The following is a 23402-nucleotide window of genomic DNA, read 5'->3' on the forward strand; positions in this document are numbered from 1 at the left end:
GTGTCCTTTCCTTCGCGCTTCAGTCGAAGCCCAGCAGGTCGAAGATGTCGCGGTCCTTCATGGGCACCGCGTTGAGGGGCTCCGAGCCCAGCCAGAGCGCGGCGGCCAGCCGCATGTATTCGTTCTGCACCGCCTCCAGCTCGGGCGAATGCTCCATTTCGAACAGCGTGGATTTCTTCAGCCGGCTGCGTCGGATCACGTCCAGGTCGGGAAAGTGCGCCATCAGCCGCAGGCCGATCTGCGCGTTGAACTTGTCGATCTGGTCGGTGTCCTTGCTGCGGTTGGCGATCACGCCGCCCAGCCGCACGTTGTAGTTCTTGGCCTTGGCGCCGATGGCCTGCACGATGCGGTTCATCGCGAAGATCGAATCGAAGTCGTTGGCCGTCACGATGAGCGCGCGGTCGGCATGCTGCAGCGGCGCGGCAAAGCCGCCGCAGACCACGTCGCCCAGCACGTCGAAGATGACCACGTCGGTCTCGTCCAGCAGGTGGTGCTCCTTGAGCAGCTTGACGGTCTGCCCCACCACGTAGCCGCCGCAGCCGGTGCCGGCAGGCGGCCCGCCCGCCTCCACGCACATCACGCCGTTGTAGCCGGGAAAGACGAAGTCCTCCACGCGCAGTTCCTCGGGATGGAAGTCGACCGACTCGAGCACGTCGATGACGGTGGGCATGAGCTTCTTGGTGAGCGTGAAGGTGGAGTCGTGCTTGGGGTCGCAGCCGATCTGCAGCACCCGCTTGCCCAGGCGCGAGAACGCCACCGACAGGTTGCTGGAAGTGGTGCTCTTGCCGATGCCGCCCTTGCCGTAGATCGCGAAGACCTTGGCGTTGCCGATCTTCAGGTCCGGGTCCAGCTGCACCTGCACGCTGCCCTCGCCGTCGCTGCGGGCTGACTTCGACGGCGACGACGCCGGCTGCGGACGCGGCCCCGGCTTCTTGATGTCGGGGAAAGGCACGGTCACGGTGTTCATGCGGGGCTTCCTTCGTAGACACCTTCGAGCCGGTCCTCGAGTTCCTCGCCCGCGCGCCGCAGCGCCTCGAGCATGGTGTCGTCCGGTTTCCAGAAATGCCGCTCCGACGCTTCCAGCAGACGGCTGGCGACGCGGGCCGACGCGGTCGGGTTGAGTTCGGCGATGCGCGAGCGCATCGCGGGATCGAGCAAGAAGGTCTCGCTCAACTGCTGGTACACCCAGGGCTGGACCTGGCTGGTGGTGGCCGACCAGCCCATGGTGTTGGTCACGTGCACCTCCAGCTGCCGCACGCCCTCGTAGCCGTGCTTGAGCATGCCTTCGTACCACTTGGGGTTGAGCATGCGGGTGCGGGTCTCCAGCGCGACCTGCTCGCTCAGCGTGCGCACCGTGCCGCTGCCGCCGTCCTGCGTCTGGTCGCCGATGTAGACCGGCGCCATCGCGGCATCGGCGCCCTTGGCGCGCTTGATCGCGCGGCTGATGCCGCCCAGCGTGTCGAAGTAGGTGTCGATGGTGGTCACGCCCAGCTCGACCGAATCCAGGTTCTGGTAGGCCAGCTCCACGCCCGACAGCACGCTGCGCAGCAGCTGCGCCTGCTGCACCGGCCGGCCGGCCCGGCCGTAGGCGAAGCCCTTGCGGCGGCTGTAGGTCTCGGCGATCTCGTCGGCGTCGTCCCAGCGGCGGTTGTCGATCAGGCTGTTCACGTTGGCACCGTAGGCGCCCTCGGCATTGCCGAAGACGCGCAGCGACGCGGTCTCCAGGTCGCCGCCGTGCTCGGCCTGGTAGGCCAGCGCGTGCTTGCGGATGAAGTTCTGCGCCGGCGGTTCGTCCGCGCCCGCGGCCAGGAAGGCGACTTCGGCCAGCAGCTTGATCTGCAGGGGCAGCAGGTCGCGGAAGATGCCCGACAGCGTGATCACCACGTCCACGCGCGGGCGCCCGAGCTCTTGCAGCGTCATCAGCTCGCCGCCGGCCAGCCGGCCGTAGCCGTCGAAGCGCGGGCGTGCGCCCATGAGCGCGAGCGCCTGGCCGATCGGTGCGCCCTCGGTCTTCAGGTTGTCGGTGCCCCAGAGCACGAGCGCGATCGATTCCGGAAAGGCGTGGCCGTCCGCCATGTGCCGCTCGAGCAGGCGCGCCGCCTGGCGCGCGCCGTCCTGCACCGCATAGCTGCTGGGGATGCGGAAGGGGTCGAAGCCGTGCAGGTTGCGCCCGGTCGGCAGGATCGACGGGGTGCGCAGCAGGTCGCCGCCGGCCGCCGGGCGCAGGAACCGGCCGTCGAGCGCGCGCAGGATGCCGTCGAGTTCGTGGTCGGTGGCCAGCAGCGGGTCGAGCGCGGCGAGCTCTTGCAGGACGGGCAGCATGTCGGGGCCGCCCTGGGCCTCGGCCTCGGCCTCGGCTTGGCAGCCGGCGAGCGCCTGCTCGGGCGTGCGGCCCGCGACGATCGCCTCGACGACGGCGCGCGGCGGCCGCATGCCGTGCGAGGCCTCGGCCAGCGACATCAGCAGGTCGGTGCGCTCGGCCGGGTTCGGCGCCTCGCCCACCACATGCAGTCCGCAGGGAATGAGCGTGTACTCCAGCTCCAGCACCGCCTCGTTGAGCGCGACGATGCGCGCCGGCGTGTCCTCGCCCCAGGGCGGCTCGGCCGCGGCCAGTTCGAGCACGGCAGCGTTCGACTGGATCATGCGGGCCAGCTCCTCGCCTTCGCCCTCGCTGCTTTCCAGCCCGCGAAAGCGTTCCAGCATGTTCTTGAGTTCGACCAGGCCCTTGTACAGGCCGGCAGCGGCGACCGGCGGCGTGAGGTAGCTGATCAGCGTGGCGGCCGCGCGGCGCTTGGCGATGGTGCCCTCGGAAGGGTTGTTCGAGGCGTACAGGTAGAAGTTGGGCAGGTCGCCGATCAGCCGGTCGGGCCAGCAGCGTGCCGACATGCCGTTCTGCTTGCCCGGCATGAATTCGAGCGCGCCGTGGGTGCCGAAGTGCAGCACCGCATGCGCGCCGAAATCCTCGCGCAGCCATCGGTAGAAGGCAGAGAAGGCATGCGTCGGCGCAAAGCCCTTCTCGAACAGGAGCCGCATCGGGTCGCCCTCGTAGCCGAAGGCAGGCTGGATGCCGACGAACAGGTTGCCGAAGCGCTCGCCCAGCACGAAGATGCCGCCGCCGTCGCTTTGCTGCTTGCCGGGCGCCGGGCCCCACTGGGTCTCGATTTCCTGCAGGTGCTTTTCGCGCCGCACGTGGTCGTCCGCGGCGATGCGCACATGGACGTTGGCCATGGCACCGAAGCGCGCGGCGTTGCCCTCGATCACCCGCTGGCGCAGTTCGTCGACGCTGGCCGGCAGCGCGACCTGGTAGCCGGCGTCGCGCATGGCCCGCATGGTGTTGAAGAGGGACTCGAACACCGACAGGAAGGCGGCCGTGCCGGTGTTGCCGGCGTTGGGCGGAAAGTTGAAGACCACCGCCGCCACCTTGCGCTCGGCGCGCTCGGCGCGGCGCAGGTCGACCAGCTTGCCCACGCGCGCAGCGAGCATGTCCGCGCGTTCGATGCAGCTGTGCATGTCGTGCACGCCGGTCTCGTTGCGGAAGGTGCAGGCGTGGGCGCAGCCGGTGCAGGCGATCTGCGCCGCGCTGCCGCGCCCGCCGAAGACCATCGAGCCGGTGGCGCCGTCGAGCTCCGGAATGGCGACCATCATGGTCGCCTCGACCGGAAGGAGGCCGCGCGGCGATTCGCCCCACTGGTCCAGCGACTGGAACTCCACCGGCGTGACCGCCAGGTAGGGCACGTCGAGCGAGGCCAGGATGTCCTCGGCCGCGCGGGCGTCGTTGTATGCCGGGCCGCCGACCAGCGAGAAGCCGGTGAGCGAGACCAGCGCGTCGATGGTGCCGCGGCCCTCGGGGCGGAAGAAGGCGTCGATGGCCGGGCGCGAATCCAGCCCGGTGGCAAAGGCCGGAATCACGCGCAGGCCACGGGCCTCCAGCGCGGTGATCACGCCGTCGTAATGGTCGGTATTGCCGGCCAGGAGGTAGGAGCGCATGAGCAGCAGGCCCACCGTGCCGCGCTGGCCGCTGCGCGCCACGCGCGGCAGCGCCTCGACGCTGCAGTCCAGGCGCTGCTTCATGCCCGGGTGGTAGACGCCGACCTCGGGGTAGTCCACCGGCTCGTGCGTCTTGGCGATGCCGCGCATGGCGCGGCGCGGGCCTTCGGCGTAGCGGTCCACCAGGAAATGGACCATGTTCGCGATGTTCGCCTCAGAGCCGGCGAGCCAGTACTGCAGTGTGAGGAAGTAGGCCCGCACGTCCTGCGCGGTGCCCGGAATGAAGCGAAGGATCTTGGGCAGCCGGCGCAGCGTCTTCATCTGCCGCGCGCCGGCCGTGGTGCGGCTGGCGGCGTCGGCGCCGTCGGCCGGCTTGCCGCGCAGCCGCTTGAGGAAGGCCAGTGCGCCGGTCTCGGGGGCCGACATGTCGAACCTGCCCATGCGCGTGAGCTTGGTCACCTCCGAAGCCGACATGGCGCAGACCATGGCGTCGCAGCTGTCGCGCCGCGCCTGCAGCGCGGGCAGCACCGGCAGGAAGTGCTCCTCCATGAAAAGCATGGTCGCCACCACGATGTCGCCCTGCGCGATGTCGGCCTTGCAGCGTGCGAGGGCGTCGGGCCGGTCGCCCCATTCGGCCGCGGCATGCACGCTGAGCCGCAGCGCGGGCAGCGTCTTGCGCAGGCCGCGCCAGGCGCGTTCGGTGGCGCTTGCGAGGTGGCTGTCCATGGTCACGATGACCACGTGCATCGGGACACCGGTCGCGCCGCGTTCACTGGCTGAAATGGGCTTTGGCGTCATAGAGAGTCTCGATGGTGATCAGCGGCACTCCGCGGTCCAGCGCATAGCGCTCGGTGTTCCTGCGCGCCTTGCCGCGCACGAAGAACGGGATCTTGCGCAACTCCTGCTCGGCCTCCGACGCCCAGGCGGCGGCGCGTTCGGCCGCGGCTGCTTGCGGCGCGGCGGCGTCGACGGCGGCTGCGGGTGCGACCGTGGCCTGGCCCAGATGCGAAGGCGCGGCATCCTCGTGAAACTCGAAGTCGCCGCGGAACATGCCGATGAGGTGCTCCTCCAGGCCCATCATCAGCGGATGGACCCAGGTGTCGAACAGCACGTTGGCGCCCTCGAAACCCATCTGCGGCGAGTAGCGCGCCGGATAGTCCTGCACATGCACCGGGGCCGAGATCACCGCGCAGGGCACGCCCAGGCGCTTGGCGATGTGGCGCTCCATCTGCGTGCCCAGCACCAGCTCGGGCTGCACCGCCGCGATGGCGGCCTCGATCTCCAGGTAGTCGTCGCTGATCAGCGGCGTCACCTCGTACAGCCGCGCGGCGTCGCGCACCTCGCGGGCGAATTCGCGGCTGTAGGTGCCCAGGCCCACCACGGTGAAGCCCAGCTCGGCGGCGGCCACGCGGGCCGCCGCCACCGCATGCGTGGCATCGCCGAAGATGAAGACGCGCTTGCCGGTGAGGTAGGTCGCATCGACCGAGCGCGCATACCAGGGCGCGCGCGCGGCGGCGTCGTGCTGCGCCCTGGCCGGATCGATGCCCGCGAACTCGGCGACCTCGGCGATGAAGTCGCGGGTGGCGCCGGTGCCGATGGGCACGGTCTTCGTGCACGGCTGGCCGAAGCTGCGTTGCAGCCACTGGGCCGTGAGGTTGGCGATCTCGGGGTACAGCACCACGTTGAAGTCGGCCTCGCCCAGGCGGGCCAGGTCGGCGGCGCCGGCCTGCAGCGGCGCGACCACGTGCACGTCGATGCCCAGGCTGTGCAGCAGGCCGCTGATCTCCTGCACGTCGTCGCGGTGCCTGAAGCCCAGCGCGGTGGCGCCCAGCAGGTTGCAGCACGGGCGCCGATCGGCGGGCCGCGGCGCGCGCGCAGTGCCGGGCGGCGGCACCTGCGGGCCGGCCAGGGCGCGCACCAGCTGATAGAAGGTTTCGCTCGCGCCCCAGTTCTCCTTGCGCTGGTAGGACGGCAGTTCGAGGGCGACCACGGGGATCGGCAGGTTCAGCGCGCGGGCGAGGCCGCCCGGGTCGTCCTGGATCAGTTCCGCGGTGCACGACGCGCCGACCATCATCGCGGCCGGCCTGAAGCGCTCGAAGGCCTCGCGCGCCGCGCGCTGGAACAGCTCGGCCGTGTCGCCGCCCAGGTCGCGGGCCTGGAAGGTGGTGTAGGTGACCGGCGGCCGGCGAGGCAGGCGCTCGATCATCGTGAACAGCAGGTCCGCATAGGTGTCGCCCTGCGGCGCGTGCAGCACGTAGTGCACGTCCTTCATGGCGGTGGCCACGCGCATCGCCCCGACGTGGGGTGGCCCTTCGTAGGTCCAGAGAGTGAGCTGCATGGTCGTGGCGCCTCGTTGTTCTTATTCTTCAGGCGGCCAGCCGCAGCCGCCGCACCAGCGGACGCGTGAACAGCTCGGCCAGGTCGCCCGCCTGCTCGTAGCCCTGCAGCGGCGTGAAGACCAGCTCGATCGACCACTTGGTGGTCAGGCCTTCGGCCTCCAGCGGGTTGGCCAGGCCGAGCCCGCAGACCACGATGTCCGGACGCAATGCGCGGCAGCGTTCAAGCTGGCGGTCGACGTCCTGGCCCTCGGACAGCACGGTGCCGCCGGGCAGCAGCGCAAGCTCCTGCGCCAGGTGCTGGCGGTGCAGGTAGGGCGTGCCGACCTCGGTCAGCGTCATGCCCATCTCGCGCGAGAGGAAGCGTGCGATCGGAATTTCCAGCTGCGAGTCGGGGAAGAAGAAGATGCGCTTGCCGGCCAGCTGCACGCGGTGCCTGGCCAGCGCCTGCGCCGCGCGTTCGCGGGCCGGGCCCGTCACCCGCTCGAAGTCGGCCTGCGCGATGCCGAAGGCCTCGGCGGCGGCGCCCAGCCAGCGCGTGGTGCCTTCCGCGCCCAGGGGGAAGGGCGCTTCGATCCGGGTGGCGCCGCGCTCTTCGAGGGCGCGGGCGGTATCGGCCAGGAACGGCTGGGCCAGCAAAAAGCGCGTGCCCGGCCCGACCTCGGGCATGGCGTTGGCGCGCCGCGGCGGAAAGAAGCGCGCGGCGATGCCCATCTGCGAGAACAGGCGGGCGAACTGGTCTTCGACCACGTCGGCCAGCGTGCCGACCACCAGCAGTTCGGGCGGCGCCTGCGCGGGGCGTGGCGCCAGCACCGGCACCATCGAGGCCAGGCAGGCATCCTCGCCCTGGGTGAAGGTGGTCTCGATGCCGCTGCCCGAATAGTTGAGCACGCGCACCTGCGGCGAATGCGCCTTGGACAGCCGCGAGGCCGCGCGCGACAGGTCCAGCTTGATCACCTCCGAGGGGCAGGAGCCCACCAGGAACAGCAGCCGGATCTCCGGGCGGCGCGCGAGCAGGCGGGTGACCACGCGGTCGAGCTCGTCGTTGACGTCGGCCAGGCCCGAGAGGTCGCGCTCGTCGATGATCGCGGTGGCGAAACGGGGCTCGGCAAAGATCATCACGCCCGCGGCCGACTGGATCAGGTGCGCGCAGGTGCGCGAACCCACCACCAGAAAGAAGGCGTCCTGCACCTTGCGGTGCAGCCAGATGATCCCGGTGAGGCCGCAAAACACCTCGCGCTGGCCGCGCTCGCGCAGTACCGGCGCGTCTTCGCAGCCGCCGGCGCGCGGCTGTTCGCGAATCGCGATGACGGCGCTGGCGACGGCGCTCATGCGGCCACCCCGCCGTTGTGCGCAGTGTCGGTCTGCGGTTCCAGCGCCTGCCGCGCCATGTCCAGCCGGGCGGCGCGCAGCTTGAGCACGAACTGCGTGGCATTGACCACATAGGCCGCATAGGCCGCGAGCGCCAGGTACATGAGCGGCCGGTCGCCCAGCGCGCCGGTGGCCAGCGCCGCGAGGTACGCGGTGTGCAGGGCCAGCACCAGCATGCTGAACACGTCCTCCCAGTAGAAGGCCGGCGCGAACAGATACTTGCCGAACACCACCTTCTCCCAGATGGAGCCGGTCACCATGATGGCGTAGAGCGCCAGCGTCTTGACCACCACCGAAGTCACCGCGGCCGTGTGGCCCTGGCCGGTCCACAGGTAGCGCAGCACCAGCGCGAGGCTGACCGCGAAGATCAGGAACTGCAACGGGGCCAGCACGCCCTGCACCAGCGTCCAGCCCGACGTATCGCGGCGGCGGCGCTCCTCCGGCGTGTAGAGCGGCCGGCTCGGTGCACGCACGGCGCCGCGGCTGAGGCCCGTCGGAGATGTCTGGTTGCGCATGCGGCCAATCTAGATCGGCGCGCACGGTGTGTCAACTAGATTGGACGTAAATAAAAATTGACAGTCGGCCGGCGGCGCGGAATCATCGCGTCGATGACATGCCTGTCAGACAACACGCCGCCATGAAGCATCCCCGCGACATCGCTCCAGCACCCAAGCCCGCCGCCGGCCGCGGGGAGGCGCCGCGGGCGAGCAACGTGCTGCCGCTTTTCGGACTGGGGAGCGACCAGGCCCGGCGCCGCAAGCCGCAAGCGGGCGTGCTGGAGCAGACAGTCGACAGCGCGGCTTTCGTGCGTCATGATCCGTCGCCGGAATTGCCGTCAAGAACAACATCGCGAAGAGACAACCCCACCAGGAGACAAGCCATGCCTCGACTGGCTCGACAAGCTCTGGATCTCGATGGTTCGATGCAGCCGCCCGAAGCGGCACCCGATTGGGCATCGGACGCATCACCGCCGCCCTGGAGCCGGGCGCCGAACGACCGGGTCGCCATGAGCGACCGGCAGACGAGGCTCACCCGCACCCTCGAGTTCGACATCATTCCCCGGCTGGTGGACGTGCATCGGGTTCCGGCCCCGTCCAGCCCGCCCGACGAGAGCAGCGGCCACCGGCCCACCGCCCGCGACGTCGAAGAGTTCGTCCAGCTGGTGCTGGCCCGCGAACACCCGCCCGCGCAGGCGTTCGTCGACCTGCTCGGGCAGCGCGGCATGTCGGTCGAAACCATTTATCTCGACCTGCTGGCGCCGGCGGCGCAGCACCTGAACTACCTGTGGACACAGGACCTGTGCGACTTCACGCATGTCACGCTCGGCCTGGCGCGTCTGCAGCAACTGCTGCACGAGCTGAGTCCTTCGCTGAACGGTGCCGACGGCGGCCAGCGGCCCTTTCGCGGCAACGCCCGGCGCGTGCTGCTGCTGCCGGCCTGCGGCGAGCAGCAGACCTTCGGCCTGTCGATGGTGGCCGAGTTCTTCCACCATGCGGGCTGGGAGGTCGACCGCGGCCATGCGCCGCTGGACCACAGCGCCGTGGAGCTGGCCCACGCCGAGTGGTTCGACGTGATCGGCCTGGCCGCCGGCAGCGAGACGCGGCTGCAGCCGCTGCGCCGCACCATCCTGGACGTGCGTCAGGTTTCGCGCAACAAGGACGTGTGCGTGATGGTGGGTGGTCCGATCTTTGCTGGGCATCCCGAGCGTGTAAAGTTCGTCGGCGCCGATGCATGCGGACTCGACGGGAAAAAGGCCCCCGTCCAGGCCGAACAATTGATCGCATTGCGTCTGCACAGCCATTGACAACCGCGCCTGAACCAGAAGGTCATTCTTGAAGAACGATGCGAGAACTGCTTTTCAGCCATGAAGAGTTTTGCGGCTCACGCCAAGCACCTGGGCGACCTGCCGGCTGGACTGATCGGACAACTGATCGCCGCGTCTTCCGATGTGGTGCTGATCCTCGATGCGGACGGAGTGGTCCGCGATCTCGCGCTGGGCGGCAACAGCCTGGATGACCTGGGCTGCGAGGACTGGATAGGAAAGCCCTGGGTCGACAGCGTCGCCAAGGACTCCCGCGCGAACGCGGAGTGGCTGCTTCGCAATGCCGCGGCTGAAGAGCCCCTCGAATGGCGGCAGCTGACCTGCGAGAACGCCAAGGGCGCGCACCTGCAGCTGAGCAGCACGGCCATCCGGTTGCGCGCCAAGGCGCGCTACCGCGACATCGGCCGTACCGTCGTCTTCGGCCGCGACCTTCGCGGCATGACGGCGCTGCAGCAGGCCGTGGTCGACGCCCAGCAGGAGAACCTGCACGACCACTGGAAGCTGCGCGATGCGCAGTCGCGTTACCGGCAGCTGTTTCAGGCGGTGTCGGATGCGGTGCTCATCGTCGATGCCGCGACGCAGAAGATCGTTGAAGCCAACCCCGCCGCCGTGCAGCTGTTCGGCGACAACGTGCGCCGGCTGGTGGGCGCCACTTTTCCGGCCGGGCTGGACGCGCGCAGCAATGCGGCGGTGCAGTCGATGGTCGCGGCGCTGCGCACGGCGGGCCGGGCCGAGGACGTCCAGGCGCACGTGGCCGACGGCGGCGGCGAAGTCACCGTCTCGGGCTCGGTCTTTCGCCAGGAGAACGGCGTGCTGATGGTGGTGCGGCTCTCGCGCGTGGCCGCCGAGGTGGTGTCGCCCGACCGGACCAATGCCAATGCGGTACTGCTCAAGATCGTGCAGAGCGCGCCCGACTGCATCGTGGTCACGGACATCAACGGACAGGTCATCTCGGCCAACGAGGCCTTCGTCGAGGTGGTGCAGCTGGCCAACGAGGAGCAGGTGCGCGGCGAGTCGCTGGGCCGCTGGATCGGGCGCACCGGCGTCGAGCTCAGCGTGCTCATATCGACCCTGCGCCAGCGTGGGTCGCTGCGGCTCTTTCCCACCAGCCTGCGCTGCGAGCACGGGCTGGTCTCCAACGTCGAAATCTCCGCCACGCTGGTGCGCGACAACGACGAGGCCTACCTGGGCTTCACCATCCGCGACGTGAGCCGCCGCCAGGGCATCGACGCGCGGGCGGCCAAGGAGCTGCCGCACTCGGCCGGGCAGCTGTCCGAGCTGGTCGGCCGCATGCCGATGAAGGACATCGTGGGCGAGACCACCGACCTCATCGAGCAGCTGTGCATCGAGGCAGCGCTCGACCTCACCCGCGACAACCGCGCCGCGGCGGCCGAGATGCTCGGCGTGTCGCGCCAGAGCCTGTATGTGAAGCTGCGGCGCTACGGCCTGGGCGAGCTCTCCCCGGAAAGCGAAAAACAGTAGCCGGACGGCGGCGAGTGTAAATCTCGGTTGACAGTCTGGTGCGTCAGGCGAGACACTTGCTCGCATGCCCCGTCCAGCGCTGTCCGCGGTTACCGAGCTGCTCAAGCCGATCACCTGGTTTCCGCCGATGTGGGCCTTCGCCTGCGGCGTGATCGCCTCCGGAGCGAGCCTCGATGGACGCTGGACCGTCGCAATCATGGGCATCGTGTTGGCCGGCCCGCTGGTGTGCGCGAGCAGCCAGGCGGTCAACGACTGGTTCGACCGGCATGTGGACGCGATCAACGAGCCCCAGCGCCCGATTCCCTCGGGCCGCATGCCGGGCCGCTGGGGCCTGTATGTGGCCATCGGCTGGACGCTGCTGTCGCTGGCGTGGGCGTCGCTGCTCGGCCGATGGGCCTTTGTTGCGGCGGTGGTCGGCCTCGCGCTGGCCTGGGCTTACAGCGCGCCGCCGTTGCGGCTCAAGCAGAACGGCTGGTGGGGCAATGCGGCCTGCGGCCTGTGCTACGAGGGCCTGGCGTGGATCACCGGCGCGGCGGTCATGGCCGGCGGCGCCATGCCCGGCAGCCGCTCGCTGTGGCTGGCCCTGCTGTTCAGCATCGGCGCGCACGGGATCATGACGCTCAACGACTTCAAGGCGATCGAGGGCGACCGGCAGATGGGCGTGCGCTCGCTGCCGGTGCAGCTGGGCGCGCAGCGCGCGGCGCGCGTGGCCTGCTGGTTCATGGCGCTGCCGCAGTGGGCCGTGGTGCTGCTGCTGGTGCACTGGCACCGGCCCGCGCATGCGGTGGTCATCGGGCTGCTTGTCATGCTGCAGCTGGTGCTGATGGACTACTTTTTGCAGGACGTCGGCGCGCGCGCGCGCTGGTACAGCGGTTTCGGCGTGCCGGTCTTCGTGAGCGGCATGATGATCAGCGCCTTCGCGCTTCGCGGCGCCGGGAGCACGCCATGAAAGCAAACTTTGGCTGGCCGGCGATCCTGCGGCTCGGGCTCGTGCAGGCCTGCCTGGGCGCGGTGGTGGTGCTGACCACCTCGACCCTGAACCGCGTGATGGTGGTCGAGCTGGCGCTGCCGGCGTTGCTGCCAGGCGCGCTGGTGGCCATGCACTACCTGGTGCAGGTGCTGCGCCCGCGCATGGGCCACGGCTCGGACAGCGGGCGGCGGCGAACGCCCTGGATCGTGGGCGGCATGGCGATGCTGGCGGCCGGCGGTTTCGGCGCGGCCTGCGCCACGGCATCGATGGCGAGCCATCCGGTCGCGGGGATCTTCGCCGCCGTGCTGTCCTTCGCGGTGCTGGGCATCGGCGTGAGTGCGGCCGGAACCTCGCTCCTGGTGCTGCTGGCGCAGCGCGTCGAGGCGTCGCAGCGCGCCTCGGCGGCGACCACGGTGTGGCTGATGATGATCGCCGGATTCGCCGTCACGGCCGGCGTGGCCGGTTCGCTGCTCGATCCTTTCTCGCCAGCGCGGCTGGTGGCGGTCAGCGCGGCGGTGTCGGTCGCGGCCTTCGTGCTGACCTGCGTGGCGATGGCCGGCATCGAAGGCAGGTCGGACAGGTCGGCTCCGGTCGCCGATGCGGCGCGCGCAGCACCCGCCGGCGTCGGGTTTCGCGAGGCGCTGGCCCAGGTCTGGGCGGAGCCCGCGGCGCGCCGCTTCACGCTCTTCGTCTTCATCTCGATGCTTGCCTACAGCGCGCAGGACCTGATCCTGGAGCCTTTCGCGGGCTCGGCGCTGGGCTTCACGCCGGGCGAATCGACGCGCCTGTCGGGCACCCAGCATGCGGGCGTGCTGCTGGGCATGCTGGCGGCCGCGCTGGCCGGCCGCGGGCGCAATGCACGTCGTTTCGGGTCGCTGCGCGCCTGGCAGGTCGGCGGCTGCCTGGTGTCGGCCGTGGCGCTGCTCGGGCTGGTGGCGGCGGGCATCGTCGGCACGGCGTGGCCGTTCAGGGCCAACGTGTTCGTGCTGGGCGTGGCCAACGGTGCGTTCTCCATCGCGGCCATCGCCGCGATGATGTCGCTGGCCGGCGAAGGCCGCGCATCGCGCGAAGGCGTGCGCATGGGCCTGTGGGGCGCGGCGCAGGCGGTGGCCTTCGGGCTCGGAGGCCTGCTGGGCACGGCCGCGAGCGACCTGGCGCGGGTCTTCATCGGCACGCCGGGCCTGGCTTATGCCGCGGTCTTCGCGGCCGAGGCGGTGTTGTTCGTGCTCGCGGCCGGCCTGGCCGGAAAAGTCCGACGCGAGCCCGCCGCCCGGCCCGTGTCCCCGGGTGTGGTCGAGGCGGGCCTGAAAACGAGGTGATGTCATGCAATCCCTGGAACCCCTGGATTCCGATGTCGAGACCTTCGACGTGGTCGTCGTCGGCGGCGGCCCCGCCGGCGCCACGGCGGCGCACGACCTGGCGCGGCAGGGCCGCTCGGTGCTGCTGCTGGACCGGGCCGGACGCGTCAAGCCTTGCGGCGGCGCGATACCGCCGCGGCTCATCAAGGACTTCGAGATTCCCGATGCCCTGCTGGTCGCCAGGGCGCGCTCAGCGCGCATGGTGGCGCCCAGCGGCAAGTGCGTCGACATCCCGATCGACAACGGCTTCGTCGGCATGGTGGACCGCGAGGTCTTCGACGAGTGGCTGCGCGAGCGCGCGGCGCAGGCGGGCGCGGTGCGGCGCATCGGCAGCTTCGAGCGCCTCGCGCGCGACCAGGACGGTGTGAGCATCGTCCACTATGCCGGGCGCCCCGAGCGCTGCAAGGCCGGCACGCAGCCCGGCCGGGTGCGGGCGCGCAGCGTGATCGGCGCCGACGGCGCGTGCTCCCGCGTGGCGGCCGATGCGATTCCGCGGGCCCGCACGGCACGCTATGTGTTCGCGTACCACGAGATAGTGCAGGCGCCGGCGGCCAAGCCCGAGGGCTACGACGGATCGCGCTGCGACGTGTACTACCAGGGCCAGCTGTCGCCCGACTTCTACGGCTGGGTGTTTCCGCACGGCGACACGCTGAGCATCGGCACCGGCAGCGCCGACAAGGGCTTCTCGCTGCGCTCGGCGGTCGGCCGGCTGCGCACGGCCGCCGGCCTGGCCGATGCCGCGACGCTGCGGCGCGAAGGCGCGCCGCTGCCGATGAAGCCCTTGCCGCGCTGGGACAACGGCCGCGACGTCGTGCTCGCGGGCGATGCGGCGGGCGTGGTCGCGCCGGCGTCGGGCGAAGGCATCTACTACGCCATGGCCGGCGGGCGCTTCGCCGCCGAAGCGGTGGCGCAGCTGCTGCAAGGCGGTGACGCGCGATGCCTCAGGCAGGCCCGGCAGCGCTTCATGAAGGCGCACGGCACGGTGTTCCGCGTGCTGGGCGTGATGCAGTGGTTCTGGTATTGCACCGACCGTCGCCGCGAGCGCTTCGTGAAGATCTGCGAGGACCGCGACGTGCAGCAACTGACCTTCGAGTCGTACATGAACAAGACGCTGGTGCGAAAGAAACCCATGGCCCATGTGCGCATCTTCTTCAAGGACGTCGCGCACCTCCTGGGGTTCGCGCGCGTATGACGGCGCCGCGCCGGGGACGCCTGTGGAAGCCGGTGGCGGTGGCGGCGCTCGCCGCGCTGTGCGTGGCGGTGCTGGGTGCGCTCATGACCGACCTGGGCCCCTGGTACCGCGGCCTCGTGCAGCCGGCGTGGAAGCCACCGGACGCGGCCTTCGGCCCGATCTGGACCACCATCTTCGCGCTGGCCGCGAGCGCCGGCGTGATCGGCTGGCGGCGCGCGCCGCGCGGCGGCGTGCGCGAGTGGATGCTGGCGCTGTTCGCGCTGAACGGCTTTCTCAACGTGCTCTGGAGCCTGCTGTACTTCCGGCTGCACCGGCCGGACTGGTCGCTGATCGAGGTGCCCTTTCTCTGGCTGTCGGTGCTGGCACTGGTGCTGCTGCTGGTGCGGGTGTCCAGGGTGGCGGCGGTCTTGCTGCTGCCCTACCTGCTGTGGGTGGCCATTGCGGCGGTGCTCAACTGGGAAACGGTGCGGCTCAACGGGCCCTTCCGCTGAACGCGTTCGCATGGACCCCGGCTTGAACTTTCTCTGGCTGGTCGACGGGGTGATCGTGCTCACCGCCGTCGAAGGCATCGTGCTGCTCGCGCACCACCGGCTCACCGGCGGCGGTCCGAGGCCCGGCAGCTATCTTCTCAACCTGGTCTCGGGCCTGTGCCTGATGGCTGCCTTGCGGTGCGCGATGGGCGGCACCGGCACCTTGTGGATTGCGCTGTGCCTGATGGCCGCCGGCGCGGCCCACGGTGCCGACATGTGGAAGCGCTGGACTGCCGCGGCCGGTGCGGCCGGTGCGGCTAGTGCAGCTTCTGTCCGTCCGCAGCCATGAACACCAGCTGGCTGAACCGTCCCAGCCGCAACGACTGCTCGCTCGCCTCGATCTTCTTGTCGCCGCGCAGCACATTGCAGTAGGCCAAAGACAGGCCGTTGATCAGCTCCGCATGGTTCGCCTTGGGCGCGCGGGCCCGCAGCTGCGCCACCATGTGTTGCGCCCGGGCCGGCATCGTCGCGTCGGTCATGCCCGAGAGCTGCGCGGCGATGTCGGCCTGCTGGCTCTCCAGCGCCTTGCCCAGGCTCGGCGTGTCCACCGCCGGGCAACCGCTCGCGCCGCCTGCGTTCATCAGCGTGTCGGCCTTGCGCCGCGCCTCGGCGGCCATGCCAGCCTCCGCCGTGGCGGGCGCGCCGTTGGCCCATGTCTGGCGCACGTAGTTGGTGACGTCGGCAATGTCCTGGTCGGACATGCCCGCGCCGATGGCTGGCATCGGCGCGTACTTTTCGCGGGCCTCCAGCCCGCCCACGATCACGTTGATCACGTTCTGCGGGCCCTTGGCAGTGACGGCACCGTTGCCGTCGAGCGCGGGTATCACCCCTGCCATTCCCTTGCCGTCCAGGCCATGGCAGGAGGCGCAGAAGTTCAGGTAGGCCTCGCCGCCGCGCGCGTCGCGGCCCTTGAAGAGCGCCAGCTTCTGGTCGTTGCCCTTGACTGCCGCGGGCGGCGTGGCTTTCAGGTAGGCGGCGATGGCGAGCAGGTCGGCATCGCTCAGCTGGCTCAGGCTGTGCACGGTTTGCGCCATCGGCCCCAGGGCCAGCGTCTTGCCGGGCGCGATGCCGGTCTTCAGGTAGTTCGCGATCTCCGCGTTGCTCCATTTGCCGACGCCGTCCCGGGCATCGGAGGTGATGTTGGGCGCGTACCAGGAGTCGATGACCCCGCCTTGCAGCGAGCCCTTCCACTTCGACGTGCCGGCCACGGGCCGGGCGTTGTGGCATTCGCCGCAGTGCGCCAGCCCTTCGGCGAGGTAGCGCCCGCGGTTGACTTCGTCGGTCGCGGCCGGGTCGTGCACGACGGTGCCCGGCTTGAAGAACACCTGCCGCCAGGCGAGCAGCGATTCGCGCACGCTGAACGGAAAGGTGAGCTTCAGGGGCGGGCGCGGATTATTCACCGCGGGCTGCGTCATCAGGAATGCCTTGATGGCCATCACGTCGTCGCGGGTGACGGTGGTGTACCAGGGGTACGGCATCACCGGATACAGATATTCGCCGCGGTGTCCGATGCCGTCGTGCAAGGCCCGGTAGAACTGCTCGTCGCTCCAGTTGCCGATGCCGGTCTGCTTGTCGGGCGTGATGTTCGGTGTGGAGATCTGGCCGAAGGGCGTGTCCATGTACAGGCCGCCGGCGAAGGGCTTGCCGCCCTTGCTGGTGTGGCATGCGAGGCAGTCGCCCGCGTTGGCCAGGTAGGCGCCGCGCCGCACCTCGTCCGTCGTGGCGTTGCCTGCGGCCGCTGCGGCCGAAGACATGAGTGCTGCAGCGCTGACCAATGCGAGGACCGCGAGCTGCCGCAAAGCGGTCTTGGAGGCATGCGACATCGCGGCTCCAGTTTTGTCTTGGGGAGCGCACTTTCCGTCGCAGAACACCTGCCATGTGTACGCCGCCGCGCCGCCGGCACGTAGGAAGAGCGGGGGATCGGGGCGCGCCGCGCGCGGTGCCTCACTGCACCATGGACGCATGGCGCAGCGCGATGCGCGCCACCTCCTCGCAGGTGAGCCATGCCGCGCCGCTGAGCTGCCGGCCCGGCTCGCCGGGCAGCGGAAACTCGGGGCCGCCCAGGTGGGGCAGCACGAGCGCGGCGTCGACGAAGTCGTGCTGCTCGGTCCAGAAGTTGGAGGTGACGATGGTGCACAGGCCCGCCGCCGTGGCCGCGCGCAGCCCGTGGGCCGAGTCTTCGAAAGCGACCGCATGGCCGGGCCGCACCTCGAGTGCGCGCAATGCGAGCTGGTAGATGTCGGGGGCCGGCTTCTTGCGCGCCACATGGTCGCCGCATGCGATCACGGTGAACATGTCGAGCCCGCGCGGGCCGAAGGCCGACTGCAGCAAGGCGTCGATGGTGGCGGCGGTGGCGGTGCTGGCAATGGCGAGCTTGCAGCCGCGCGCCAGCGCCTCGTCGAGCAGGCGCGCCACGCCGACGCGCAGGGGTACACCGCCGTCCTTGATGGCGGCGCTGTAGAGCCGGGTCTTGTCGAAGTGGATGTCGCGCACCATGGTGCCCAGGCGGCCGCGCTCGGCGTCGGACACCGGCAGCGCATCGAGGTAGCTGCGGATGCGCTCCTTGCCGCCGGCCACCTTCAGCAGTTCTCGGTACTCCGCGGCCGGCCAGTGCCAGCCGAGGCCATGCCATTCGAAGGCCCGGTTGAAGGCGACGCGGTGCGCCTCCTCGGTGTCGGCGATGGTTCCGTCGACGTCGAAGATGAGGGCATCGATCTGCATGCCGGGCTCCCGGGTGTCCGGCGCGTTCATGTACCGCATGCGGCCGCTCCTTGGAGGATGGTGGATGGACGGCCGTGGCGGGCCGACAAGGAGCCCAATGTAGGCAAGCCGAAGCATCACGAAAAGTTAAATCTATTTACGAACACCTAAGGTTTTCCTAATATGAATCGATGACGCTTGCACGCAATGCCACCTTCCGGCAGCTTGCCGCCTTCGATGCGGTGGCGCGCCTTGGCAGCGTGTCGCTCGCCGCCGCCGAGATGCACCTGACCCCGCCGGCCGTGTCGATCCAGATCGGCGCGCTCGAGGCCTCCGCCGGCACGCCGCTGGTGCAGCGATCGGGGCGGGGCATCCGCCTGACCGAGGCTGGCGAACTGTTGGCGAACTACGCGGCGCGGCTGCTGGCGCTCTGGCAGGAAGCGGGCGACCAGATGGCCACGCTCCAGGGCGTGTTCTCGGGCACCTTGCGCGTGGGCGCGGTCACCACCGCCGAGTACCTGCTGCCGCCGCTGCTGGTCGACTTCGCCAATGCCAACCCGAAGGTCAAGGTGAAGCTGCAGGTAGGCAACCGTGATGCGGTGGTTCGCATGCTGGCGGGGCAGAGCGTGGAACTGGCGATCATGGGCCGGCCGCCGGCCGAGCTGAAGACGGAGTCGCACGCCTTTGCGAAACATCCGATGGCCTTCGTGGCCGCGCCCGGGCATCCGCTCATGGCCGACAGGCGGCCCGCCATCGAGCGTCTGGCCGACGAGAGCATCCTGGTGCGCGAGCGCGGCTCGGGCACGCGGGCCACGGTCGAACGCATGTTCAAGGACGCGGCGCTGCCGCTGCGCGTCGGCTCCGAACTCTCGAGCAACGAGGCCATCAAGCAGATGTGCGCCGCCGGCTTCGGCGTGGCGTTTCTGTCCCTGCACACCTGCGTGCTCGAAATGAATGCCGGGCTGCTCGCGCTGCTGCCGATTGCCGAGAATCCGATCGAGCGCGACTGGCATGTGATGCACCTGGCGACCCGCCAGCTCTCGCCGGTGGCAAGGGCTTTCGAGGCATTCCTGTGCGCGCAGGGCCAGCAACTGGTGGATGCGCGCATCGCCCGCATCGCGCCCGGTTCGGCGCGTCCGCGCGCGGCCTCGCGGGACGCGCGCGGTCAAGGTTCCGCAAGGATGCTCAGGCGGCCTTCTTGACCCACGCGCTGCACCAGCCCTTGGCGGCAACGATCTTGCCGGCATAGAGCTGGCACGGGCCGGTCGCATCGCTGGCCTTGCCCTGGAAGAGCTGGCAGCCGCTGCAAATCTGATCGGACTGGTGCTGGGGGTACTTGGCCTTGTCGACCTTGGTTGCGTCGGCCTTATAGCCGAGCGCGGCAGCCTGGGGGTCGGTTTCGGTCAGCGTGGCTGCCTGGGCCGAGGCTTGCGACGCGGCGAGGCCGGCGCTGCCGGCGACGACGCTGATCACGAACGTCCTGCGACTTGGGTTGCTCATGGGATGGTCCTTTTTATCAAACGGGCTTCGGAGGAACCGTTGTATAGTCTGACACGTTGCATTGTCAATTAAATATGACACTTGCGCCTATGAACCACTGATTCAGGCTTGGAGTGCAGCCATGGTCTTTCCTTTTTCGGCCATCGTCGGCCAGGACGAGATGAAGACGGCGATCCTGATCGCGGCGGTGGATCCCGCTGTAGGCGGCGTGCTCGTCTTCGGCGACAGGGGCACCGGAAAATCGACCGCCGTGCGCGCGCTGGCCGCGCTGCTCCCGCCGATGCAGGCCGTGGCCGGCTGCCCCTATCACTGCGACCCCGCCGCCTCGGGCGCCGCCTGCGAGCACTGCGCGGCCCTGAAGAAGGCCAAGACCGCGATGCGCACCGAGCGCGTGCCCGTACCGGTGGTCGACCTGCCGCTGGGCGCCACCGAAGACCGTGTGGTGGGCGCGCTCGACCTGGAGCGCGCGCTGTCCCAGGGCGTCAAGCGTTTCGAGCCCGGCCTGCTGGCGCGCGCGCACCGCGGCTTTCTGTACATCGACGAGGTGAACCTGCTGGAAGACCATCTGGTCGACCTGCTGATCGACGTTGCGGCATCGGGCGAGAACGTGCTGGAGCGCGAGGGCCTGAGCGTGCGCCACCCGGCGCGCTTCGTGTTGATCGGCAGCGGCAATCCGGAGGAAGGCGAACTGCGCCCTCAGCTGCTCGACCGCTTCGGCCTGTCGGTGGAGGTGACCACGCCGCGCGACCTGGCGGTGCGGGTCGAGGTGATTCGGCGGCGCGACGCCTTCGATCGTGACGAGGCAGCCTTCCTGCGGCACTGGCTGCCGCACGACGCCAAGGTGCGCCGGCGCATCCTGGCCGCCAAGGCCTTGCTCGGCCGGGTGCAGGTGCCCGACGCGGTTCTGGAATGCGCGGCGCGCCTGTGCATCAGCCTGGGCACCGACGGCCTGCGCGGCGAGCTCACGATGATCCGTGCGGCGCGCGCGTTGGCCGCGCTCGACGGCCAGGAATTGCTGGACGCCAGCCACCTGCGACGCGTCGCGCCGCTGGCGCTTCGCCACCGGCTGCGCCGCAATCCGCTGGACGACAGCGGCTCGACCGTGCGGGTCGGCAAGGCCGTCGAAGAATTGCTGGGACTATGAGCGCGGGCGCGGCGGCCGCCACACCGGCCAGCGATGCGGCCCTGGTGGCGGCGCTGCTGTGCCTGGATGCGGTCGGGCTGGGCGGCGTTGTCGTCCGCTCGCCCGCCGGATCGGCGCGCGACGCGTGGCTGCGTGATGTCGCGGCACTGCTGCCCGAAGGATCGCCGTTGCGCCGGCTGCCGCTGCATGTGCAGGACGACCGGCTGCTCGGCGGCCTGGACCTCGCCGCCACCCTGCGGGCCGGCCGGCCGGTGGCGCAGAGCGGGCTGCTGGTCGAGTCCGACGGCGGCATCGTGATCGCCTGCATGGCCGAGCGCATCCCGCCGCGCACGGCGGCCCATCTGGCCGCGGTGCTCGACACGCAGCAGGTCCGCATCGAGCGCCAGGGCGTGGCCGGCTGCCATCCGGCGCGCATCGGGCTCGTCGCGCTGGACGAAGGCATCGCCGCGGACGAACGCCTGGCCGATGCGCTGCGCGACCGGCTCGCCTTCAGCCTCGACTTTTCGCACCAGCGCGCCGTGGCCGACGACGGGCCCGTGCACGGCTGGACGCGAGAGCACATCGCGGATGCGCGCGCGCTGCTGCCCGATGTGGCGGTGCCCGCCGCGTTGCGCGAAGCGCTGTGCGCGGCGGCATTGGCGCTCGGTGTGGACTCGATGCGCGGCTCGGTGCTCGCGGTGCGTGCCGCGCGCGCCCATGCGGCGCTGCATGGGCGCCGGGAAGCCGACGCGTCGGACGCAACGCTCGCGGCGCGGCTGGTGCTGCTGCCGCGGGCCACGGTCCTGCCGGATGCAGAGTCGGCGCCCGAACCGGATCGGCAGGCGGACGAACAGGACGACGCCCCGGCGAACGACACACAGCCTGGACCGCAGGAAGCACCGGCACCTCCGCGCACCGATGCCGAAACCGATACCGAAACCGACCCCGCGCCGGGCGATGCGAGCATGCCGGCGGAGGACCGCGTGCTTGAAGCGGCATCCGCCGTGCTCCCGCCCGGGCTGCTTGCGCTGCTGACTTCGCGGCACGCCGAGCGGCGCCAGCCTCGCAGCGCTGGACGCGCCGGAACGCCGGTGTCCGGTGGCCTGCGCGGCCGGCCTGACGGCGTGCGGCCAGGCCATCCGCGCGAGGGTGCGCGGCTGAGCCTCATCGACACGCTGCGCGCTGCGGCCCCCTGGCAGGCGCTGCGCCGCCGAAACGCTGCGCCGCCCGACCCGGCACAGACCCACCCCGCGGTGCTGGTGCGGCGCGAAGACTTCCGCATCGCGCGCGTCAAGCAGCGCAGCGAAACCACGACCGTGTTCGCCGTGGACGCGTCCGGCTCCTCCGCGCTGCATCGCCTCGGCGAGGCGAAGGGCGCGGTCGAGTTGCTGCTGGCCGATTGCTACGTGCGCCGCGACAGCGTCTCGCTGATCGCCTTTCGCGGACGGTCGGCGCAGGTGCTGCTGCCGCCCACGCGGTCGCTGGTGCGGGCGCGGCGCAGCCTGGCGGGCCTGGCGGGAGGCGGAGGCACGCCGCTGGCCACCGCCATCGATGTGACGCTCGCGCTGGCCGAAGTCACGCGGCGGCGCGGCCGCACGCCGGTGGCCGTGCTGCTCACCGACGGCTGCGCGAACGTGGCGCTCGACGGCACCGGTGGCCGCGAGCGTGCCGGGCTGGAGGCGCTCCACTCGGCACGGCTGATGCGCGCCTCGGGCATCCGCACGTTGGTGCTCGACACCTCGCCCCATCCGCAACCGCCGGCACGCAAGCTGGCCGAGGCGATGGGCGCGGTCTACCTGCCGCTGCCGCATGCCGACGCGCTGGAAATGTCGCGGGTCGTTCGCGCCGCAGTCGTGCACCGGACTGCGCCATGAGCCGCGCGCTGGACTGGAACGTGGACGGCCTGGACTGGCCGCACCGCCAGCACAGCAGCTTCGTGCAGGCCGCGGGCATCCGTTGGCATGTGCAGCAGATGGGCCGCGGGCCGGTCTTGCTGCTGCTCCACGGCACCGGTGCGGCGAGCCATTCGTGGCGCGACCTCATGCCGCTGCTCGCGCCGCATTTCTCCTGCGTGGCCATCGACCTGCCCGGACATGGCTTTAGCTCGATGCCCCCCGGCGCGCACATGTCGCTGGACGGCATGTCCCGCATGGTGACCGCGCTGCTCGCGCAGCTGCAGCTGAGGCCGGAGGTGGTCGTCGGTCATTCGGCCGGGGCCGCCATCGCGGCGCAGCTGTGTCTCTTCGAGCACCTCGACGCGGATGCCGTGGTGGCGCTTAACGGCGCATTCTTGCCGTTCACCGGTCTCGCGGGCCTGCTGCTTCCGAAGGTCGCGCGGGCGATGTCCGTCAACTCGATGGCCGCTCGGCTCTTCGCTTGGAGCGCCGCGGATACCAAGGCCGTGCGGCGCCTGATCGGGAACACGGGTTCCATGCTCGACGCGCGCGGCGTGGCGCTCTACGCGCGGCTGGTCGGCAACCCGGTCCATGTGGCCGCCGCGCTGCACATGATGGCGCGCTGGAACGTGGCGCCGCTGTGCTCGCGTCTGCCGGAACTGGGACCGCGGCTGCACCTGTTGGCCGGCGCATCGGACCTCGCCGTGCCGCCTGCCCAATCACGGTGGGTTCAGCAACGGGTGCCGGGTGCGAGCTTGGACCGGCTGGACGGTGCTGGACACCTTGCGCACGAAGAGATGCCGGGCCTGATTGCGGCAAAAGTTCGGGCGCTGCACCGCTCGCGCCTGAACGATGTGATGAGGCGCGCATGAAAAGCGGACGCAAGCTGTCGAGCACGCCGGACTTCGAGCCGTTCAGTTACCGCGGCTGGTCGTTCTTGTATTGCATCGTGCCCGACGACCGGGGCCAGTTCTGGCCGGTGATCTTCAGCGAGCTGTGCTGGCCGAGCGGGCGGCCGGTCGTCCGATCGGCGTCCGAGCCTTGCCCGACGCCCGGACTTGCAAAACGCTGCGCGCAAAGGAACGCGAGGGCCTGGGTGAAGCAGAGGACGTGTGCTGCCGCCTGCGATCGCTGAA

20 protein-coding genes are annotated in these 23402 nt (G+C 70.3%); 12 read left to right on the plus strand and 8 right to left on the minus strand.

The window, feature by feature from the left end:
* Positions 1-19: 19 nt before the first annotated feature.
* From bchL to bchF, 5 genes are read right to left on the minus strand one after another with little or no spacing between them, the layout of a single operon-like run.
* Entirely contained in the window at positions 20-967 is a 948-nt protein-coding gene (gene bchL, locus AC0IYU_RS27505) for a ferredoxin:protochlorophyllide reductase (ATP-dependent) iron-sulfur ATP-binding protein (RefSeq protein ID WP_472123601.1), read from the minus strand.
* Entirely contained in the window at positions 964-4785 is a 3822-nt protein-coding gene (locus tag AC0IYU_RS27510; RefSeq protein ID WP_472123605.1) for a magnesium chelatase subunit H, read from the minus strand. Before AC0IYU_RS27510 ends, bchL begins: the two co-directional genes overlap by 4 nt.
* Positions 4757-6325, minus strand: a complete 1569-nt coding sequence (gene bchB, locus AC0IYU_RS27515) for a ferredoxin:protochlorophyllide reductase (ATP-dependent) subunit B (protein ID WP_472123608.1) — start codon at positions 6323-6325, stop codon at positions 4757-4759. The genes AC0IYU_RS27510 and bchB overlap by 29 nt, the downstream gene beginning before the upstream one ends.
* A gap of 28 nt (positions 6326-6353) precedes the next feature.
* Positions 6354-7655, minus strand: coding sequence for a ferredoxin:protochlorophyllide reductase (ATP-dependent) subunit N (locus tag AC0IYU_RS27520; RefSeq protein WP_472123611.1), 1302 nt, complete (start codon positions 7653-7655; stop codon positions 6354-6356).
* Positions 7652-8209 (minus strand): 2-vinyl bacteriochlorophyllide hydratase, encoded by a 558-nt coding sequence (bchF, locus tag AC0IYU_RS27525; RefSeq protein WP_472123614.1) that lies wholly within the window; start codon positions 8207-8209, stop codon positions 7652-7654. Before bchF ends, AC0IYU_RS27520 begins: the two co-directional genes overlap by 4 nt.
* Positions 8210-8331: 122 nt before the next feature.
* Between bchF and AC0IYU_RS27530 the strand changes: the two genes are divergently transcribed.
* The 7 genes from AC0IYU_RS27530 to AC0IYU_RS27560 all read left to right on the plus strand — a co-directional run bounded on the left by AC0IYU_RS27530 (position 8332) and on the right by AC0IYU_RS27560 (position 15337).
* Positions 8332-9498 (plus strand): cobalamin B12-binding domain-containing protein, encoded by a 1167-nt coding sequence (locus AC0IYU_RS27530; protein ID WP_472123617.1) that lies wholly within the window; start codon positions 8332-8334, stop codon positions 9496-9498.
* Between the two features lie 60 nt (positions 9499-9558).
* Positions 9559-10998: a transcriptional regulator PpsR gene (gene ppsR, locus AC0IYU_RS27535; RefSeq protein WP_472123620.1), complete on the plus strand. Its 1440-nt coding sequence runs from the start codon at positions 9559-9561 to the stop codon at positions 10996-10998.
* A gap of 64 nt (positions 10999-11062) precedes the next feature.
* On the plus strand, positions 11063-11947 hold the full coding sequence (gene chlG / locus AC0IYU_RS27540; RefSeq protein ID WP_472123623.1) for a chlorophyll synthase ChlG: 885 nt from the start codon (positions 11063-11065) through the stop codon (positions 11945-11947).
* Positions 11944-13287, plus strand: coding sequence for a BCD family MFS transporter (locus tag AC0IYU_RS27545; protein ID WP_472123626.1), 1344 nt, complete (start codon positions 11944-11946; stop codon positions 13285-13287). Before chlG ends, AC0IYU_RS27545 begins: the two co-directional genes overlap by 4 nt.
* A gap of 4 nt (positions 13288-13291) precedes the next feature.
* Entirely contained in the window at positions 13292-14518 is a 1227-nt protein-coding gene (locus AC0IYU_RS27550) for a geranylgeranyl diphosphate reductase (RefSeq protein WP_472123628.1), read from the plus strand.
* On the plus strand, positions 14515-15009 hold the full coding sequence (locus AC0IYU_RS27555) for a TspO/MBR family protein (RefSeq protein WP_472123631.1): 495 nt from the start codon (positions 14515-14517) through the stop codon (positions 15007-15009). Before AC0IYU_RS27550 ends, AC0IYU_RS27555 begins: the two co-directional genes overlap by 4 nt.
* 10 nt (positions 15010-15019) lie before the next feature.
* A complete protein-coding gene (locus tag AC0IYU_RS27560; RefSeq protein ID WP_472123634.1) occupies positions 15020-15337 on the plus strand; it encodes a hypothetical protein in 318 nt (105 codons plus the stop codon).
* Here AC0IYU_RS27560 and AC0IYU_RS27565 read toward each other — a convergent pair.
* Together AC0IYU_RS27565 and AC0IYU_RS27570 are read right to left on the minus strand one after the other, a co-directional pair.
* A complete protein-coding gene (locus AC0IYU_RS27565) occupies positions 15306-16802 on the minus strand; it encodes a c-type cytochrome (RefSeq protein WP_472123637.1) in 1497 nt (498 codons plus the stop codon). The two genes, AC0IYU_RS27560 and AC0IYU_RS27565, sit on opposite strands and share 32 nt — an antisense overlap.
* Positions 16803-16992: 190 nt before the next feature.
* Positions 16993-17808: an HAD-IA family hydrolase gene (locus tag AC0IYU_RS27570; protein WP_472123640.1), complete on the minus strand. Its 816-nt coding sequence runs from the start codon at positions 17806-17808 to the stop codon at positions 16993-16995.
* Between the two features lie 131 nt (positions 17809-17939).
* On the opposite strand from AC0IYU_RS27570, the gene AC0IYU_RS27575 reads away from it, so the two are divergent.
* A complete protein-coding gene (locus tag AC0IYU_RS27575) occupies positions 17940-18950 on the plus strand; it encodes a LysR family transcriptional regulator (protein ID WP_472123642.1) in 1011 nt (336 codons plus the stop codon).
* Here the strand turns inward: AC0IYU_RS27575 and AC0IYU_RS27580 are convergent.
* Positions 18934-19248, minus strand: a complete 315-nt coding sequence (locus tag AC0IYU_RS27580) for a high-potential iron-sulfur protein (protein WP_472123645.1) — start codon at positions 19246-19248, stop codon at positions 18934-18936. The genes AC0IYU_RS27575 and AC0IYU_RS27580 overlap by 17 nt on opposite strands.
* Before the next feature lie 121 nt (positions 19249-19369).
* Here AC0IYU_RS27580 and bchI point away from each other — a divergent pair, with 121 nt between their 5' ends.
* Genes bchI through AC0IYU_RS27600 form a run of 4 tightly spaced genes read left to right on the plus strand, consistent with a single transcriptional unit; the run spans position 19370 to position 23401 of the window.
* Positions 19370-20392, plus strand: coding sequence for a magnesium chelatase ATPase subunit I (bchI, locus tag AC0IYU_RS27585; RefSeq protein ID WP_472123647.1), 1023 nt, complete (start codon positions 19370-19372; stop codon positions 20390-20392).
* Positions 20389-22245, plus strand: a complete 1857-nt coding sequence (locus AC0IYU_RS27590) for a magnesium chelatase subunit D (RefSeq protein ID WP_472123650.1) — start codon at positions 20389-20391, stop codon at positions 22243-22245. Before bchI ends, AC0IYU_RS27590 begins: the two co-directional genes overlap by 4 nt.
* Positions 22242-23138 (plus strand): alpha/beta fold hydrolase BchO, encoded by an 897-nt coding sequence (gene bchO / locus AC0IYU_RS27595; RefSeq protein WP_472123653.1) that lies wholly within the window; start codon positions 22242-22244, stop codon positions 23136-23138. The genes AC0IYU_RS27590 and bchO overlap by 4 nt, the downstream gene beginning before the upstream one ends.
* The gene (locus AC0IYU_RS27600) at positions 23135-23401 is read left to right on the plus strand and encodes a hypothetical protein (RefSeq protein WP_472123656.1); all 267 of its coding nucleotides are present in this window, start codon (positions 23135-23137) and stop codon (positions 23399-23401) included. The genes bchO and AC0IYU_RS27600 overlap by 4 nt, the downstream gene beginning before the upstream one ends.
* Position 23402 lies beyond the last annotated feature (1 nt).

The organism is Variovorax sp. AC103, from assembly GCF_979254005.1.